This is a genomic window from Sutcliffiella sp. FSL R7-0096 (assembly GCF_038595065.1).
In the GTDB taxonomy this organism is placed as follows: Bacteria; Bacillota; Bacilli; order Bacillales; family Bacillaceae_I; genus Sutcliffiella_A.
Window position 1 is genome coordinate 3,832,953 of sequence record NZ_CP152003.1, and the last position, 15,079, is coordinate 3,848,031.

Sequence of the window (15,079 nt, forward strand, 5' to 3'; positions counted from 1 at the left end):
ATAAGGGAGTGTTTAGATGAAACAGATTAAACTTTCAATCGTCATGATGCTGACCGTTTTATTAGCGCTTACAGGCTTCATGAACCCTGACTTTGTTAATGCGGGTCAAAATAAAAATGAACCTGTTACCAAAGGGGAATTTGTAAAAGAATTAGTACATACTCTCGATATTGACCTTCAGGACGGGGAAATACCTTATTCGGACGTAGATGCTGAATTAAAGCCTTACGTAGAAGCGGCTATTCGTACGAATATCCTTACAGATGTGCAGGAAACCTCTTTCGGACCGAACGAGAAAATAACTCGTGAACAGGCTTATGTATTCTTGATTCGTTCCCTTAACCTTCGGGACTCCTATTCTAGTGATTCTTTGAAAAAATTCAAAGACCACCGAGCAATCAACCCTGACTTCGTACCAGAACTTTCAGCAGCAGTGGAACTTGGATTGGTTGATGACACAAGGGGTACACTCTTACCTAAAAAACCGGTAACCTATTCAGATTTAAACCAAATGATGAACAGCTACGAAAAGAACTTCGATTTCGTTACGGTTGTTCATACAAACGACATGCACGGTAGGATCATGTATAACAAAACAAATAAAGAAATGGGGCTTGCGAAGATTAGTGAGCTCGCCAATAAAGCACGTAGCAAAAACCCCACGTTGCTTATTGACCTTGGTGATACGTTCCACGGTACCAACTATGTGACGATGAATAAAGGACAAGCAGCAGTTGATGCGATGAATGAAATGGAATATGACGCAATGGTACCAGGTAACCATGATTTCAACTATGGACAGGACCATCTTTTGGCATTAAAGGACGAGTTGACTTTTCCTTTAGTGAGCGCAAATATTCTTAAAGATGGAAATCCGTTCCTTGATGGATATACCATTGTGGAAAAGGAAGGAAAGAAAATTGCATTGGTAGGCCTGACAGCAACCGATACGGCAGAAAAAACCAACCCTGCCGGTATTGAGGGGATTACTTTCGAAGACGAAGTAACCGTTGCGAAAGAGATGGTCGATAAGCTACGTGATAAAGTGGATGTTATTGTAGCCATTTCCCATGCGGGACTTGATACTGATGAAAACATTGCAAACGAAGTAGATGGAATTGACGTGATATTTGGCGGACATAGCCATGATACGATTGAGAGTCCAATTAAATTCGAATATTCTTATGTAACCCAAGCGAATGAATACGGAAAAGCCCTAGGGAATACGAACTTGATTTTTCATAAGGACAACCTTATCGGTGTGAACGGCTTCCTTTACAGAGACAGCGAAGATAAACAAGAGAACCCTAAAGTTGCAGCTATACTGCAATCATATAAGGACGCAGTCGATGCGGAATTGAATGTGGTTATTGCCAACACTCCCGTACGATTAGATGGTGAAAGAGCAGATGTCAGAACGAAAGAGACGAACCTTGGTAACCTGATTACGGATGCCATGCGTGAAAATCTTGGAACGGATATTGCCGTAACGAACGGCGGAGGAATTCGCGCTTCCATTCCTGCAGGTGATGTGACAAGGAACCATGTGTTAACCACATTGCCTTTTGATAATACCCTTGTAAGAACGACTCTGACAGGTGAAGAAATAAAGGCCGCGCTTGAACATTCCGTTCGTGTCTACCCTCAGGAGAATGGCGGATTCCTTCATGTCTCCGGTTTGACATTCACCTTTGATCCAGCAAAACCGGCCGGAAGCCGTGTGGAAGATGTTGTTATCAACGGTGAGCCTTTAATCAATGATCTAGCTTATTCTGTTGCAACCAACAATTTTACGGCTGTAGGTGGGGATGGTTTTGAGATGTTCAAAGCTGAGAATATTGAATTTGACAGCGGAGAATTGTTAAGCTCCGTTCTGATTGAGGCATTGCAATCGAATGTTGCCATCCCTGGTGTGGAAGGCAGAATACAAGTGAAGTAAGATATGGAAGAGAAGGAGATCGGTTACCGGTCTCCTTTTTTCGATGTAGCTTGTACTTCCTTCTAATGTCCTGATAACAATGGTGGACAAAACAGCTTTCCCTATCAAAATTGCTTAGTTCTTATGTAGGAGTATCTAGTTAAGTTTACTTATTTTTCTGAATTTTCACCCTGTTAAGTTGACCTTCCTCTCCCTTAAACTTTACCCTTGGTATAGATATACATAAAAAAAGGAGTCGAGGTGGAAAAATGAAAAGAAGAAACTTAAAATCTTTATGTTCCATTATTCTATCAATAGTCCTGTTAATTGCACTTGTTCCAAATTTCGGACATGCCCAAAAACCGGTGGAAGGCAGTAATGAAGTGGCCGTGGGCAAAGATGGCATGGTGTCTACATCACATCCACTTGCATCTGAAATCGGGGCGGATATTCTGAGGAAAGGCGGAAATGCGATGGATGCTGCCATTGCGGTCCAATTCGCATTAAACGTTGTGGAACCGATGATGTCAGGCATTGGCGGCGGTGGATTTATGATGGTGTATGACGCAGAAACGGATGAAACAACGATTGTGAATAGTCGGGAACGCGCTCCAGCGGGTGCGACGCCTGATATGTTCCTGAATCCTGATGGTAGCATCATTCCCTTTCAAGAACGTGTGAGGCATGGTAACTCTGTTGGAGTGCCAGGGACATTAAAGGGACTGGAAGCAGCACATGAGAAATGGGGAACCAGGCCTTTCCAACAGCTGATTACCCCGGCATTTCAACTTGCCCAAAATGGATTTTCCGTAGATAGACAGTTGGCATTACAAATCGAAAACAATAAAGAAAAACTGGCAGGTACTGCTGCCAAGGAAGTGTTTCTACCAAAAGGCGAACCAATTAAAGAGGGAGATTGGCTTGTCCAGAAGGATCTAGCGAAAACGTTTAAACTAATTAGATCCCATGGTTCCGAAGTCTTTTACAATGGAGAGATCGGGGAAGCTCTTGCCGCGACCGTCCAAGATTTTGGAGGCAGCATGACGATAGAGGACCTTCAAAACTATGGAGTTACAGAGGACGAACCGGTATGGGGAGAATATAAGGGCTATGATATTGCAAGCATGCCACCTCCAAGCTCAGGAGGATTGTTCTTGCTACAAATGTTAAAAACATTGGATGGCTTCGATATCAGCCAGTATGACCGTAGATCAAAAGAAGTGTATCACCTACTCGCTGAAGCCATGCATCTATCTTATGCAGATCGAGGGGCATATGCAGGGGACCCAGAATTCGTGGAAGTTCCGATGATAGGCTTACTTCACCCAGATTACATCGCAGAACGCAGTGCCCTCATAGATATTAATTCTGTGAACACTAATCCACAGCCAGGAAATCCTTGGCAATATGAAGATGTTGACCCTAATTATAATGTGATTGAGCAAAATGATGAGAAGGATATTGGAGAAACCACACACTTTACTGTTGCTGACAGATGGGGAAATCTGGTTTCCTATACCACGACCATTGAACAAGTATTCGGCTCAGGGATTATGGTACCAGGATACGGGTTGATGCTTAATAATGAGTTGACAGACTTTGATGCAAGACCAGGCGGAGCGAATGAAGTCCAACCTAATAAACGCCCCCTTAGTTCTATGACTCCTACCATTGTATTTGAAGATGGCAAACCCATTATGAGTGTCGGGTCACCTGGGGGACCTACCATCATCACTTCCGTTCTACAAGTGGTGTTAAATGTTATGGATTATGAAATGGGACTAGAAGAAGCAATTGCCGAACCTCGTATTTATACTAATGCCATCAATAGCTATCGTTACGAAGATGGTATATCTGCTGAAGTCCTCTCGGAACTGAATTCAATGGGCCATCGTTTCCCAAACAATTCAGAACTGATCGGGAATGTGCAAAGTATTTTAATTGATTACGAAAATGGCGAATATGTCGGGGTTGCTGATGCTAGACGTGATGGAGCTTCGGTAGGCTACACACGTCCGGGCAAAAGAAAATGAATAATTGAAAAAGCAGCTGTCAGGTCTATCTGACAGCTGCTTAGTGTGTAGACAAAGTTAATAATTATTCAAAATGATGAGATTCTCGTGTTGATCGTAGTGAAAGGCGCGAAGACTCCTGCGGGAGGAAGGGACAGGTAAGACCCCGCAGGAGTAAGCCGAGGAGGCTTACGGACCGCCCGCTGGAAAGCGAAGCGGCCTGGAACGAAGATCAACAGTTACTTTCAAATTTAAAAATATATAAGGTTTGTCAACAGTCTGAGCAGCTGTCAGGTCTATCTGACAGCTGCTTTTTTTGACTGAACATTTATCCCAGTCAGGAACCACTATCTGAAATCCTTCCTAAAAAGAAACCGTCTACTTCGCTTAGTTTCCCTCTCCAAAGGATTTTCCCTTCTGATGGCGTAGGTTTACTATCACCACAATAAACCTTCGTATTTTTTAGATGGATGAAATTAACTTCGGCGCCTTTATTAGAATCCACGCCTTCCCCTGCATTTGCAAGTTGTTCACTTATTTTTTGGGCAATTTCATTTCCATCTTCAAAGGTTTCACTCATCGTTTCAAAATAATCTTTTGCCGGTATAAGAGTACCGGATATTACAGCACCGTTTACGTTTAAGGTAATATCAAGTGAAAAACCGTGTCTATTGGCAGCTTGCACAAAGAACTCTAAAATACTGTCCTTTTTGGCACCAAGCTCACTATTCATTCACAACTTCCCCTTTCTTAAGTTGAAAAGAAAGTCAGAGGGTTTCTGCTCCCTGTCTTGCCTTATTCAGCTTTAGCTGTCTTTTTAGATGATGAAGTTTTCTTTTTCGTTTTGGTAGAACTAGATTTAGTTCCTGAGCGCTTTTTCTCACTCTTTTCTTTATTTTCATCATCCTTGGCATTGTCTTTCTTTGAATCTTGTTTTTCTGCAGATTCTGATTCAACTTCGGATTCTTCGGACTTATCCTCTTCATCGTCATCATCATCATCAGGGCTAAGTTGTGTTATCATCTCTTCCAACTTTGCTATACGATCTGTGAGTTTACCGTTTTTCTCTTTTAATGATTGATAGTCACTATTATCATCGGAATCTTCATCCTCTTCCCCGCTGTCTGTGAAATCATCTAAAAAGAAGCCATTAATCTCGCTTAGCGGTCCTCTCCAAAGAGCTGATCCTTTAGAAGGGGATGGTTTACTGCTCCCACAAAATACTTTAGCATCCTTAAGATGGATGAAACTTGCTTCAGCCTCTTCCCCTGAATCAATGGATTCTCCTGCTTGAGCAAACTTTTCACTAAGTTGTTGAGCCACATCACTGCCGTCTTCAAAGGTTTCACTCAAACTAACGAAGTATTCTTTGGCTGAAACTATAGTTCCTGTAACAATGGCACCATTTACATTCAATGTGATATCGATAGAAAGATTATGTTTATTCGTTGCCTGGACAAGGAAAGCAAGAATGTTATCTTTCCCTGCCGATTGCTCATTAGTCATATTAATAACTCCCTTTCTTCATTAAGATGAAGTATCGTCATCACTGGAAAGAGTGGTTTCATTGCTCTCTTTATCTTTTTTCTTCTTAGAAGACTTTTTAGCTGTAGAACGTTTCTTTTTTGGTTTACTTTTCTTTCCCTTTTCATCATCCTTACTATCATCTTTCTCTTCTGTATCGTCTTCCTCTTCGTCCTCTGATTCTTCCTCGCTATCCTCTTCTTTATCTTCTTCGCTGTCTTCCTCACTATCCTCTTCGTTGTCTTCTTCGCTATCCTCTTCCTTTTCTTCTTTGCTGTCTTCTTCGCTATCCTCTTCGCTGTCTTCTTCGGAGCTATTGGCTGTTTCTTTATCTTCCGTTAATTTTGTCAGCATTTCCTCCAACTTTCCTAGTCGATCGGTAAGGTTTTTATTTTCCTTCTTCAAGGATTCGTAATCTTCATTTGTGGAGTCCTTTGTAGACTCTTTTGATGCAGCAACCTCTTTCTCACTCGAAGCATCTTCATTGGAAGTTTCATTTTCATTTTCGGACTCATCTTCACTCGTTTCCTCATCCTCTTTATTAAATAGACCTTTTGCTGAACTTTTGATAGAATCATAAGCTTTCTTGGATTTTTCCTTGGCTGTTTCTCCAAAACTAGAACTCTTAGATTTAAGCGCCTCGGTATCAATACTATCCATTAGTTTTTTCCCGTTCTCAGGAGTAGCTAAATAACCGACTGTTGCCCCGATAATTCCTCCTGCAATGGAACGAGTAATTGGACCTGCAAATGACGTTTCTTCCTTATTTGTGTTTTGTTCCTCTGTTTGATTTTCTGTAGTGTTTGTTTTGTTTTCTGCCATGATAAAAACCTCCTATTTTTAGTTGAATTAGTAGTTGAATTCAGTTGAATTTATTCGATTTGTACTTAGCTTTTTTTCAAGAGATTCAAGTCTCTCGTGTAACATTTTATTTTCCTCTTCCAATGCTTTGGTGTTGTTATCTACCGCTTTAGAGCTTAGGTAAGGATCAGTTTCCCACCAATCCATGCCAATCTCTTTCGCTTTATCAACAGATGCGACAATCAGTCGTATCTTGATGGTCAATAGCTCCACATCTGCGATACCCACTGTGATGTCACCGGCGATTACGACACCTTTGTCTAGTATTTTCTCAAGCACATCCACTATCGTACTTGATTGTCCAGTCGTTTGAACTGCCATTATATGAACCCTCCTTAGGGTAATGGATGAAGGCTGTCTCTCATATTTCTTTGCTTCTGAACATTTTAAACTTCAGGTAATATTTATTATTGTCGTCCTCTTTTCCTCTATCTACAAAGTGAATTACTTGCTATTTTCATAAAGGTAGATAGTTCAAAAGCCGACTTTTTACAAGCTCATAGCAACAAATATTGAGAACAGAGCCTGATTATAGCAAGCTTCCTAGTGGTCCTAGGTCCAGATTCAAGTCGTCTGCATCAAGGCCGAAAATATCTTTTAGTTCTTCCATCTTTTCTTCCAGATTCATCAAAGCTTCGCCTAAATCTTCAATCTGGTCATCGGTCAGCGTTCCGCCTTCCACGCGTCGCATGGCATGGCGTTCCACGATTTGTCTCAGAAGTTCCACCACAGTAAGGACAAGTTGAGCTAATCCATGTTCTGCTTTATCAGGATCCAAATTAATTCTTCCACTTGTCGGGTTGGCCGGTTGCATGTATTAATCCCTCCCTTTGGTTATCAAATTCTATGGAAGATACCGTTTTGCCATTTCCCTGCTTTGCCTGTACAAGGGATTCTACAGATGCAATCAAGACACGAAGATCCAAGTAAACAAGATCAACACCCGCTATGGAAATGACTAAATCCGCTTTTATTGCCACACCTTTATCAAGTATGACGTCTAAAATATCTATTAAAGCTATATCCTTATTTTCTATCGATTCTCTATGGGACATAAATAGTCATCCTCACTTATGAAAAGCTTGAAAAGTGATAAGCAGGCCATGGCCCGGTCGGTTCAAACTGCCAGCCCATCTCCCCCATTTTCTTTTCAAATTGCTGGATTTCTTCTAAAAACTGTTCCACTTTTGAGGATGAGATAAGATAGACGCTATTCCAGGTCATGTTTTCTTTCCTACCTGTCACATCTTTGCTCCAATTCCTCTTTACGTTCCCTTGCAAAACAAATTCCTTAAGATGTGTATGGATTCTTTCACTCACACGATCCTTTTCATTCTCCACTTCATCCTCAATCAATTTATCGAGTTTTTTCTTTTCGAAGAATTGTTTCCCTTTAGATAAATGGCTGATTTCTTCTCTACGCTTCTCTATCGCGGGATTGCTCTGGCTTACTTGCTTCTTTAATAATTCATCATTGCAATATATTTTAAGATTCCATTCCTCATTGCCTTCTAGAAGCGCAAAAGTGTCTGTCATCTTGGAATGATTTTGCTGAACAATATCTATTAATCTAGTTTCATTTTTATATAACGTACAAAACTTTAAAGGTATTACAGTATACAATTTCGATAATCCCATTACTGTTTCATGATGATGAAATGCTTTTTCCTGTAGCCATTCCATATCACCATTGATTTTCTCTTTGATGATTTCCTCTGAATACTCTTTTGCATCCAATTTACATACAATAGCGGTTATTTCCCCTATTGATATGGTGTATATATCACCTTTTCCATCAAAACCTTTCATGGATGGAACAGGCAGGCTTACTGATTCATTAGATGGGATTAACCCATATAAATAAATTAATTCCCCCATATCCTAACCCTCACTTCTTTTTGGTCAACTGCTCCCATTGTTCCATTTCCAAATTCTTGGCTACTTCGTAACGGTGCAACAGTTCTGCTTCCTTCTCTTTATACGCTTCATCCGGAATTTCACCTAATTCATACATCATCTGTAACTGAATGAGCTTTTTTTGAATGGTTGGAAGGTCATACAGTTCTTTGTCCGCTTCCTCTTTTACTTTCTCGCCGATCTTAATGACAAGATTGATAGGTGCAGATATTAATTTATGGAGCATTTAAGCACCCTCGACTGTTAATCTGATATTGACAAAGTTGTAGGCCGGCCATGGACCACTGTAATTGAAATCGACCTTATCCTTCCACTTTTCATGAGCTTCATTTACTTTCTCATCAAACTCCGCTTCCTTTTCCCTATCAATTAAAAAGGAGGCATTCAACAGCATTTTCTCACCAATAGGATCATTTACCTTCGATGCTTCCGCTGTTTCCTTTAATGGTTGAAAAATTTCTGCTTGCATTTCTTCTTGGAGGGATTGGAAAAGCTTTTGAGCTGCCTCACCTAACTGGATTCGCTCATAATAACTGGCTGCTTCTGATTTCCCTCGGACCGTCTCCGCCATTTTCCCCATTTTTTCATTGCCACTAGCCAATTCTTCCAACCATTCCTTTTTCCCAATTAGTTTTAAGCCCAATTCGATTTTTCCTTTGATAGCTGGGAAAAGTTTCTCGAATTGAGGATATAAGTTTTCAAGCAGGACGGCTACATCTTCTCTTGAATGAAAAACATTACCGAAGCTTACAGGAATGACGGTATCGTTTTGTTTCATCACAAGTGATATGGCTTGTTGATGCATCATCAAATTTTCCTTATTCGGATGGTAGATTTTCATTGGCACCTCTGCAGCCACCATGGCAGAGTCCTTATACGAAATCGTGAAGAGCTCTCTTCGCTCTCCTTCCAGTTCAATATGTCCGAATTCCTCTTCCGCATCTGTCTGAATTCCACAGATGATATATATACCCATTTTCTCTTCTTGGCTCATGTTAAGACTCTCCTTTATTACTCAGTGACCTCCATATTTTCACAGGCCTTTATTATCAATTTTTCTGCGTCTTTCAACGGCTGTTCACTATCCAGGCATCTGCCCAATGGATGTCCCAGAATATCCAAGCAAAGCCGCTTGAAATCCTCATTATCCCCGTCTATTGGAATATCTCCCTCCGATGCCAGCTTTGCTATCATCAGGGATGCACGTAAACTAGGACCATTCTTATCGCATTCTTTACGAAGCTCTGCTACAAGACCAGTAATGGCTTTCGCTTCTCCTTCTTTCATATCGACTTTCTGGGAAACGATCTTTGCCTCCCTATCCACCTCTTTATAATCAACATGGATGGTAATCAGCCGGTCCAGCAAAGCATCCTGTGTATGAAAAACCCCAGCATATTCATCAGGGTTGCTCGTAAAGATTACTGCAAAGTCCGGGTGAACGGGTACAAAGGGTTCCGTCAGTTTAGATCCATATAGTGGAAGAACCCCTTCCTCCAAAATAGAAAGAAAGATATTGTTTGTCGTTGGTTGAGACCTAGTAAATTCATCGTACACTAGCGTGTATCCATTTTTCACGGCCTCCAATAAACGCCCGTCCTTCCAAGTTTCTGTCACATTTTCCTCTTTCTTATAGACGGAACGGATATAGTTATCTACAACCTTTTTCCGTGAATAACCAGTAAAATCACCTATTAAATCCTTATTGTTCAACTCATGATTTCCGTGTATGAGCATAACAGGCTTTTTCCTTTTCTTTGCAAGAGCGAGTGCCATGGAAGTTTTACCTGCACCAGAAGGGCCTGTAAAATGAATAGGGTATCCGGCCTTTAGATATTGCAGTGAGCGAGAAAGCAAATCTTTCGTTTCTGAATCTTGAATTAGTGCCCTTGGATCTTTCTTTATTTTTTCTTTTAAAACCGTCACTCCATTCCCTCCTACTCACTGCGTGCTATCCCTCGTGTTTAATGGAACTTCTATACCTGATATCGCGCCTTTTATATGAAACGACCTCTTTGTCTTTGTTTAAATGGACGTCATATATACCGAGCATTTCATCTTTTGCGTACTTTTTCATGTATTCTTTTTCTTCAATCACTTCCACTGTAAGCTTCCATCCTTCGTTTTCACTTTCTTCAACGGAGGTGATTTTATGAAGGGGGGCGACAAATTCGTTGAAGAAATCAGCGACATTCCCCATTATTTTTTTGATTTCCATATGGACCTCCTGCATAAATAGAAGGGAAAGCCTGGGAAATATCCCCTGGCTGTTCCCATTCTAATATCTAAATACTAAAGCGTGGACTTCGTTCATTTTGCTGCTCAGGTAGCCCGTTTTCTTCTACTTCATCACGAAGTAATCCCACTGCTTCTGCGTAACGTAACCATGTGTCAACGCTGGCAATGACCACCCTTGCCTCTACCGTCAGGATTTCAATTCCTACTACTGAAACCCTAACAAAGGCGTCAATGACAATCCCTTTATCTAATATACGGTCAATAACCTCTGCTAAACTTGAACTGTCTGTACTTTTTTGAACGGACATCCATCATTTCTCCTTTCATCATTCATCAAGACCCCATTGTCTTAATGTCATTTGAGGATTTGATATTTTTTGAGCTTTTGATATTAGTGGCACCTTTCATGTCGGTGTAGGTTTTGATGCTCTTTACACCTTTTACTTTGCGGTCATCATCATCTTCTTTAGTCGAGGATATCTTCTCTTGGAAGTCCTCTCCCGCTTCAACGACTTTCCCAATCTTGTCACGAACAGAAAGTAAAGCATCTTGTGCTTTTTCTTTTCCTTCTTCTGCCTTGTCTTCGAACTGTACAGCTTTTTCTTCTGTCGCTTCCTTCAGGTTCTCTGTAGCATCCTCGGCCTTTTCTTGAATACCGCCAATGAATTTTTCTTTCGCTTTTTCTTTGACTTTATCTTTGATTTCCTCTTTAATCGGCTCCGGAGTGTGTTCATACACCTTCTTTGCCGCCTTGCCTAATGTCTTTTTAATCTCTTTGCCCATCCAATTACCACCTTTGGATTCATTGAAAGAGGTCTAGTTATTTCTTAGAATCCACTAATTCACTCAGCATGCTTTCTATCTTATCGAGTCGATTATTTATATTTTTGTTTTCTTCCTTTATTTCTTCCAATTCGGAAGATGAGTTATCGTCTTTAGCATCCTTCTTTTCATTACTTTTTGTTGGATTTAATAGGCTCATCACATTTTTACCCATATAACCTGAGGCCAACTGCTTGATCCCATTTTGCGCCTGTGCAGCAAGCATCTCTTGGGCCGATCTTCTTAATTGATTACCAGCAACCTTCACTACTTCTGATTCACTGATATTTTTATAAAGCTTTTTACTTGTGCCTGGGCTGGAAAGTAAACCAATACCTGCACCTACAACTCCTCCCACAATAGCTAAATTGATAGAGTAATTGCCATTATCATTCTTTTCTTCTTGCTGTTCGTTTTTCTCTTTAACTGTCATGTAAACCAACCTCATCCCTTCTGTGTGTAAATCTTGCATTTTATTTATGAGAATTATTATTTAGTGAAAATTGATGATTAGAAGCTGAATTGACCTTCTTGATTTCTATTAGCCAAACCTTCTTCTTGGACTTCATCACGTAAAAGACCAACTGCTTCTGCGTACCTTAACCATGTATCCACACTTGCAATTACCACACGTGCTTCTACTGTAAGAATTTCGATTCCTACCAATGAAACTCTTACAAATGCGTCAATCACGATTCCTTTATCAAGAATCCGATCAATTACTTCTGCTAGACTTGAACTGTCTGTACTTTTTTGAACACTCATTTACGCATTGCTCCTTTCCACTTTATAAATGTAGTCCTCTGATCAAAGTTTTCTTATTTAATTGGCTTAGTAGGTATATAACCCATTAATCTGTGTCTAAAACAAGACTTAAGTTGTGATGTCTATAAAAATCCCAAGATATTCATTTTTTATTTCCCAAATCAGCATACATGTAATATCAGAAAGTGATAGCTATCCATATTTCTTGAAGATATAGGAAAATACTTGAAGTTATATTACAATAATAATACATTTTATTAAAAGGAGTTTTGAACGACAAAAAGAGAACATGGCAAAACCACGTTCTCTCTTTATGAAATACATCTAAGTTATTAGGTTTACTTGTTCACATAGGCTAAGTGGGTACTTTTTGCAACAGGAGGAGAATGACAGATTGATTCATCCCCAAACTTAACATCAGCAATTACAGATCATCACCACGTTCCCGTCAGGATCCTTAATATTGAACCATGCCGTATCCCCCACCCTTTCTATTTCACGTACCACTTCAATCTCTTTATTTTGAATAAATTGATATGCCTCTTCAATGTCTGGTGAATAAAAATTAAACAAAGGTGCGTTGCTTGGTTCATGCTTAAACGTAGGATCGAATGTATGGTCATCAAGTGTCAAGGAAGTGCTTCCCTTCAATGGAATGTTATACACAGGAGACTCGACAGTACTAAGGTCCACTTCTAAACCCAACAGGTTGGTATACCATTCTGCGGATTTTTTGAGATCTGCAACATGGATAAATACGCCGTTCATTTGATTTTTGATTGGAATTGTTTTTTGCATCTTTCATCTCCTCCTTCGGGTTTCCTCCTTTTATGTATTCTTGATTCAAGGGAGATTTCCTTTGAGAAAATTCTTTCGGGGAAATTACTGTTCCTCCAATACCATTACATCAATCGAAACCACTTCCCAGAATGCAAAAAAACCAACCCCACTCGTTACTGAGCAGAATTGGCCTTTTTCAATATTAACTATTATTTATACCATCACTTTACATACATCATTCGTAAACTCAACAGGGTCTTCCAACGGCAATCCTTCAATCAGCAGCGCTTGGCTGTAGAGAAGATTTGTGTACAACGCCAGCTTTTCACGATCGCCTTCATGTGCACTTTTCAATGATGCAAACACATCATGGTTTGTGTTGATCTCGAGCACCTTGTTTGCTTTGATGTTTTGGTTATCAGGCATCGCGCTTAGGATTTTCTCCATCTCAATGGTTACTTCCCCTTCTGTTGATAGGCAGACAGGATGTGTTTTTAGACGTTTTGAGACCTTAACTGCTGAAACCTTATCAGCAAGAATTTCCTTCATCGCTTCAAATAGATCCTTGTTTGCTTCCTGTTCGGACTCCGTTTGCTTTTCGTCCTCTTCAGAGTCAATTCCAAGGTCCCCGCTTGATACGTTTTTAAACTCTTTTTCTTTATAGTTCATCAGCATCTTGATTGCGAACTCATCAATGTCCTCCGTAAAATAAAGGATTTCATAGCCTTTGTCCGAAACAAGTTCCGTTTGCGGAAGCTTTTCTATTCTTTCTTTGGACTCACCAGTTGCATAATAAATATATTTTTGATCCTCTTTCATACGGGAGATATACTCATCGAGCATCACTAGTTTCTTTTCTGTGGATGAATAGAACATCAACAAGTCTTGCAACTGCTCTTTGTTTGCCCCATATTCTGCATAAACACCATACTTCAGCTGACGGCCGAATGCCTCGAAGAACTTCACGTAATTGTCGCGCTCGTCCTTTAACATGCCAAGCAGGGCACTCTTGATTTTCTTGGCGAGGTTCTTCGCGATGAACTTCAGCTGACGATCCTGCTGCAGCATTTCACGAGAAATGTTAAGGGAAAGGTCCTCAGAATCCACCAATCCTTTCACAAAACTGAAATGATCCGGCAACAAGTCAGCACACTTGTTCATGATCAAAACGCCGCTTGAATATAGCTCCAGGCCTTTTTCAAATTCCTTAGAATAGTAATCAAACGGGATATTCTCCGGAATATACAGTATAGAGTTATAGCGAATCGTACCGTCTACGCTAATATGGAGGTGCTTTAAAGGCTTGTCAAAACCATAGTGCTTTTCATTATAAAATTTCTCATAATCTTCATCTTTAAGTTCTGATTTATTTTTACGCCAGATTGGCACCATGCTGTTGATGGTCTGCTCTTCTGTCACTTCTTCTAGTTCCTCTTCGTTGTCCGCTTTCGGTTTGGACGTGGTGACATCCATTTTAATCGGATAGCGGATGAAGTCGGAATACTTTTTAATGATGGACTTTATTCGATACTCTTCCAAGTACTCGTCATAGCTTTCATCTTCCGTGTTTTCTTTTATTTTCAGAACGATTTCTGTACCGACAGAGTCTTTTTCAGCAGGCTCAATCGTGTAGCCATCTGCACCTTCTGATTGCCATTTAAAGGCCTCGTTGCTTCCAAGGGCCTTGCTTGTCACGGTAACCACATCCGCAACCATGAATGCCGCGTAGAAACCGACGCCGAACTGACCGATAATGTCATGCCCGTCCTTGATTTCGTTTTCTTTTTTGAACGCCAAAGAACCACTCTTTGCAATAACACCCAAGTTGGCTTCCAATTCTTCTTTGGTCATCCCGATTCCTGTATCAACAATGGTTAAGGTTCTATCCGCTTTATTAGGGATTACCTTCACAAAATAGTTGTCTTTATCAAATGTAAGAGAATCATCTGTCAATGCACGATAATAGATTTTATCCATCGCATCACTTGCATTAGAAATTAGTTCACGCAGAAATACTTCACGCTGGGAGTAAATGGAGTTGATCATCATTTCCAGCAGTCGTTTCGATTCAGCTTGGAATTCTTTTTTGGTCATGTTCTGATTTCTCCTTCCGGTTATGTATCATTGTATATTTTAGCACTCTAGGACGAAGAGTGCTAACGTTCAATAAATAATTATCATATTTGGTTAATTTATGTCAATAGGTTCTACTATATTTTAAAATATTGCAGACTGTTGACAA

The 15,079-nt window shown here is 40.2% G+C and carries 19 protein-coding genes; 2 read left to right on the forward strand and 17 right to left on the reverse strand.

Annotated elements, in window-relative coordinates:
• Nucleotides 1–16: 16 nt before the first annotated feature.
• Both MKY77_RS19660 and ggt read left to right on the forward strand, forming a co-directional pair.
• The gene (locus MKY77_RS19660; protein ID WP_339147346.1) at nucleotides 17–1,939 is read left to right on the forward strand and encodes a 5'-nucleotidase C-terminal domain-containing protein; all 1,923 of its coding nucleotides are present in this window, start codon (nucleotides 17–19) and stop codon (nucleotides 1,937–1,939) included.
• 248 nt (nucleotides 1,940–2,187) lie between these two features.
• The gene (gene ggt / locus MKY77_RS19665) at nucleotides 2,188–3,951 is read left to right on the forward strand and encodes a gamma-glutamyltransferase (protein ID WP_339147348.1); all 1,764 of its coding nucleotides are present in this window, start codon (nucleotides 2,188–2,190) and stop codon (nucleotides 3,949–3,951) included.
• A gap of 316 nt (nucleotides 3,952–4,267) precedes the next feature.
• On the opposite strand, the gene gvpU (MKY77_RS19670) is transcribed toward ggt, so the two are convergent.
• The 17 genes from gvpU (MKY77_RS19670) to htpG form a co-directional block, all read right to left on the reverse strand.
• Nucleotides 4,268–4,663, reverse strand: coding sequence for a gas vesicle accessory protein GvpU (gvpU, locus tag MKY77_RS19670; RefSeq protein WP_339147350.1), 396 nt, complete (start codon nucleotides 4,661–4,663; stop codon nucleotides 4,268–4,270).
• 62 nt (nucleotides 4,664–4,725) lie between these two features.
• Nucleotides 4,726–5,436, reverse strand: a complete 711-nt coding sequence (gene gvpU / locus MKY77_RS19675) for a gas vesicle accessory protein GvpU (protein WP_342515454.1) — start codon at nucleotides 5,434–5,436, stop codon at nucleotides 4,726–4,728.
• A gap of 21 nt (nucleotides 5,437–5,457) precedes the next feature.
• Nucleotides 5,458–6,276 carry a YtxH domain-containing protein gene (locus tag MKY77_RS19680; protein ID WP_339147353.1) on the reverse strand — a complete coding sequence of 273 codons (819 nt, stop codon included), beginning with the start codon at nucleotides 6,274–6,276 and terminating at the stop codon, nucleotides 5,458–5,460.
• Nucleotides 6,277–6,303: 27 nt separating this feature from the next.
• On the reverse strand, nucleotides 6,304–6,636 hold the full coding sequence (locus tag MKY77_RS19685; protein WP_339147354.1) for a gas vesicle protein: 333 nt from the start codon (nucleotides 6,634–6,636) through the stop codon (nucleotides 6,304–6,306).
• 208 nt (nucleotides 6,637–6,844) lie between these two features.
• Complete coding sequence (locus MKY77_RS19690) at nucleotides 6,845–7,129, reverse strand: gas vesicle protein K (protein WP_339147355.1); 285 nt, start codon at nucleotides 7,127–7,129, stop codon at nucleotides 6,845–6,847.
• Nucleotides 7,095–7,370 (reverse strand): gas vesicle protein, encoded by a 276-nt coding sequence (locus MKY77_RS19695; protein WP_339147357.1) that lies wholly within the window; start codon nucleotides 7,368–7,370, stop codon nucleotides 7,095–7,097. The genes MKY77_RS19690 and MKY77_RS19695 overlap by 35 nt, the downstream gene beginning before the upstream one ends.
• Nucleotides 7,371–7,386: 16 nt before the next feature.
• Nucleotides 7,387–8,193, reverse strand: coding sequence for a GvpL/GvpF family gas vesicle protein (locus MKY77_RS19700; RefSeq protein WP_339147358.1), 807 nt, complete (start codon nucleotides 8,191–8,193; stop codon nucleotides 7,387–7,389).
• A gap of 10 nt (nucleotides 8,194–8,203) precedes the next feature.
• The gene (locus MKY77_RS19705) at nucleotides 8,204–8,458 is read right to left on the reverse strand and encodes a gas vesicle protein GvpG (RefSeq protein ID WP_339147359.1); all 255 of its coding nucleotides are present in this window, start codon (nucleotides 8,456–8,458) and stop codon (nucleotides 8,204–8,206) included.
• Entirely contained in the window at nucleotides 8,459–9,226 is a 768-nt protein-coding gene (locus tag MKY77_RS19710) for a GvpL/GvpF family gas vesicle protein (protein ID WP_339147360.1), read from the reverse strand. It abuts the gene before it with no gap.
• Nucleotides 9,227–9,243: 17 nt separating this feature from the next.
• Nucleotides 9,244–10,158 carry a gas vesicle protein GvpN gene (gvpN, locus tag MKY77_RS19715; RefSeq protein WP_339147361.1) on the reverse strand — a complete coding sequence of 305 codons (915 nt, stop codon included), beginning with the start codon at nucleotides 10,156–10,158 and terminating at the stop codon, nucleotides 9,244–9,246.
• A gap of 25 nt (nucleotides 10,159–10,183) precedes the next feature.
• Nucleotides 10,184–10,450, reverse strand: a complete 267-nt coding sequence (gvpO, locus tag MKY77_RS19720) for a gas vesicle protein GvpO (RefSeq protein ID WP_339147362.1) — start codon at nucleotides 10,448–10,450, stop codon at nucleotides 10,184–10,186.
• Nucleotides 10,451–10,517: 67 nt separating this feature from the next.
• The gene (gvpA, locus tag MKY77_RS19725) at nucleotides 10,518–10,778 is read right to left on the reverse strand and encodes a gas vesicle structural protein GvpA (RefSeq protein WP_010195314.1); all 261 of its coding nucleotides are present in this window, start codon (nucleotides 10,776–10,778) and stop codon (nucleotides 10,518–10,520) included.
• Between the two features lie 25 nt (nucleotides 10,779–10,803).
• The gene (gvpQ, locus tag MKY77_RS19730; protein WP_339147363.1) at nucleotides 10,804–11,253 is read right to left on the reverse strand and encodes a gas vesicle protein GvpQ; all 450 of its coding nucleotides are present in this window, start codon (nucleotides 11,251–11,253) and stop codon (nucleotides 10,804–10,806) included.
• Between the two features lie 37 nt (nucleotides 11,254–11,290).
• Complete coding sequence (gvpT, locus tag MKY77_RS19735) at nucleotides 11,291–11,725, reverse strand: GvpT/GvpP family gas vesicle accessory protein (protein ID WP_339147364.1); 435 nt, start codon at nucleotides 11,723–11,725, stop codon at nucleotides 11,291–11,293.
• 77 nt (nucleotides 11,726–11,802) lie between these two features.
• On the reverse strand, nucleotides 11,803–12,057 hold the full coding sequence (gene gvpA / locus MKY77_RS19740; RefSeq protein WP_010195308.1) for a gas vesicle structural protein GvpA: 255 nt from the start codon (nucleotides 12,055–12,057) through the stop codon (nucleotides 11,803–11,805).
• Nucleotides 12,058–12,474: 417 nt separating this feature from the next.
• Nucleotides 12,475–12,855 carry a VOC family protein gene (locus MKY77_RS19745; protein WP_339147365.1) on the reverse strand — a complete coding sequence of 127 codons (381 nt, stop codon included), beginning with the start codon at nucleotides 12,853–12,855 and terminating at the stop codon, nucleotides 12,475–12,477.
• Between the two features lie 195 nt (nucleotides 12,856–13,050).
• On the reverse strand, nucleotides 13,051–14,931 hold the full coding sequence (gene htpG, locus MKY77_RS19750) for a molecular chaperone HtpG (protein ID WP_339147366.1): 1,881 nt from the start codon (nucleotides 14,929–14,931) through the stop codon (nucleotides 13,051–13,053).
• Nucleotides 14,932–15,079 lie beyond the last annotated feature (148 nt).

Coding starts and splice junctions, on each gene's coding strand:
- MKY77_RS19695 (WP_339147357.1), bottom strand. CDS start 7,370: ATGTCCCATAGAGAATCGATAGAAAATAAGGATATAGCTTTAATAGAT.
- gvpU (WP_339147350.1), bottom strand. CDS start 4,663: ATGAATAGTGAGCTTGGTGCCAAAAAGGACAGTATTTTAGAGTTCTTT.
- gvpT (WP_339147364.1), bottom strand. CDS start 11,725: ATGACAGTTAAAGAGAAAAACGAACAGCAAGAAGAAAAGAATGATAAT.
- MKY77_RS19680 (WP_339147353.1), bottom strand. CDS start 6,276: ATGGCAGAAAACAAAACAAACACTACAGAAAATCAAACAGAGGAACAA.
- gvpA (WP_010195308.1), bottom strand. CDS start 12,057: ATGAGTGTTCAAAAAAGTACAGACAGTTCAAGTCTAGCAGAAGTAATT.
- ggt (WP_339147348.1), top strand. CDS start 2,188: ATGAAAAGAAGAAACTTAAAATCTTTATGTTCCATTATTCTATCAATA.
- MKY77_RS19690 (WP_339147355.1), bottom strand. CDS start 7,129: ATGCAACCGGCCAACCCGACAAGTGGAAGAATTAATTTGGATCCTGAT.
- MKY77_RS19685 (WP_339147354.1), bottom strand. CDS start 6,636: ATGGCAGTTCAAACGACTGGACAATCAAGTACGATAGTGGATGTGCTT.
- htpG (WP_339147366.1), bottom strand. CDS start 14,931: ATGACCAAAAAAGAATTCCAAGCTGAATCGAAACGACTGCTGGAAATG.
- MKY77_RS19700 (WP_339147358.1), bottom strand. CDS start 8,193: ATGGGGGAATTAATTTATTTATATGGGTTAATCCCATCTAATGAATCA.
- gvpO (WP_339147362.1), bottom strand. CDS start 10,450: ATGGAAATCAAAAAAATAATGGGGAATGTCGCTGATTTCTTCAACGAA.
- MKY77_RS19705 (WP_339147359.1), bottom strand. CDS start 8,458: ATGCTCCATAAATTAATATCTGCACCTATCAATCTTGTCATTAAGATC.
- MKY77_RS19660 (WP_339147346.1), top strand. CDS start 17: ATGAAACAGATTAAACTTTCAATCGTCATGATGCTGACCGTTTTATTA.
- gvpA (WP_010195314.1), bottom strand. CDS start 10,778: ATGTCCGTTCAAAAAAGTACAGACAGTTCAAGTTTAGCAGAGGTTATT.
- MKY77_RS19710 (WP_339147360.1), bottom strand. CDS start 9,226: ATGAGCCAAGAAGAGAAAATGGGTATATATATCATCTGTGGAATTCAG.
- gvpU (WP_342515454.1), bottom strand. CDS start 5,436: ATGACTAATGAGCAATCGGCAGGGAAAGATAACATTCTTGCTTTCCTT.
- MKY77_RS19745 (WP_339147365.1), bottom strand. CDS start 12,855: ATGCAAAAAACAATTCCAATCAAAAATCAAATGAACGGCGTATTTATC.
- gvpQ (WP_339147363.1), bottom strand. CDS start 11,253: ATGGGCAAAGAGATTAAAAAGACATTAGGCAAGGCGGCAAAGAAGGTG.